This window comes from Xylanibacter sp. (assembly GCF_057607445.1).
This window is the reverse complement of the sequence record NZ_DBLZAX010000054.1, coordinates 1-1,411: the sequence shown is the minus strand read 5'-3', so window position 1 is coordinate 1,411 and position 1,411 is coordinate 1. Positions and strand designations below refer to the sequence as shown.

The window sequence follows — 1,411 nt, the reverse complement described above, 5'->3', positions numbered from 1 at the left end:
TTTTTTCAATCATGGAGAAATTTGACTCCATGCTTTCACCCGTTATCGACTCAACACTGGGTCAGAGATGCCGCAGTATCATCGGATATCAGTTCAGCGAGATAGTCCGTTCGCTGATGAGCGTTTATTTCTGTGGCGGCTCATGCGTGGAAGACGTAACGTCACAACTGATGCGCCATCTCTCGTATCATCCTACCCTTCGTACATGCAGCTCTGATACCATCCTCAGAGCCATCAAGGAACTGACACAGGAAAACATCTCCTATACTTCCGACCAAGGCAAGACCTATGATTTCAATACTGCAGACAAACTCAACACATTGCTTATAAACGCTTTGGTTTCTACAGGCGAGTTGAAGGAAATTGAGGAATACGATGTTGACTTTGACCATCAGTTTCTTGAAACGGAGAAGTATGATGCAAAACCGACCTACAAAAAGTTCCTCGGCTACAGGCCTGGCGTATATGTTATCGGTGACAAGATAGTCTATATCGAGAACAGCGATGGCAACACGAATGTGCGTTTTCATCAGGCAGACACCCATAAGAGATTCTTCGCTCTTCTGGAATCCCAGAACATCCGTGTAAATCGCTTCAGGGCAGACTGCGGTTCCTGCTCGAAGGAAATCGTCAGTGAGATAGAGAAGCATTGCAAACATTTCTACATCCGTGCCAACCGATGCAGTTCGCTCTACAATGACATCTTTGCTCTGAGAGGATGGAAGACGGAGGAGATTAACGGCATCCAGTTCGAACTCAATTCCATTCTCGTTGAGAAATGGGAAGGCAAGTGCTATCGTCTTGTCATCCAGAGACAAAGACGCAACAGTGGCGACCTTGACCTATGGGAAGGCGAATACACTTACCGTTGTATTCTGACCAACGATTACAAGTCATCGACAAGGGACATTGTTGAATTCTACAATCTGCGTGGCGGCAAGGAACGTATCTTTGACGACATGAACAACGGATTCGGTTGGAGCAGGCTCCCCAAGTCATTCATGGCGGAGAATACTGTCTTTCTTCTGCTTACTGCATTGATACACAATTTCTACAAGACCATCATGAGCAGGCTTGACACCAAGGCTTTTGGGCTCAAGAAAACGAGTCGCATAAAGGCTTTTGTCTTCAGATTCATCTCCGTACCTGCCAAGTGGATCATGACTGCAAGGCAATACGTGCTGAATATCTACACAGAGAACCGCGCTTATGCAAAACCCTTCAAAACAGAATTCGGATAAGAATCCTTTCTTTCCGGTTAGAATCTGCGTATTTCCTCAAGTCGCATCGTGGGGTAAGGGGATGTTGGCTACATATTGATGTTGTGCTGTTGCTTTTTACTGAAAGCTACTACTAACGACTCATAAATCTACCCTTAATCGTGTATTGGATGATAGTTGCGGATTTTAGG

At 45.4% G+C, this 1,411-nt stretch carries 1 protein-coding gene; it reads left to right on the top strand.

What is annotated here, in order from left to right; all coding sequences use genetic code 11:
- Positions 1 to 1,241 (top strand): IS1380-like element IS612 family transposase (locus ACZMIG_RS14785; RefSeq protein WP_487889769.1); only part of this gene is annotated, 1,241 nt, incomplete at its 5' end.
- Positions 1,242 to 1,411 lie beyond the last annotated feature (170 nt).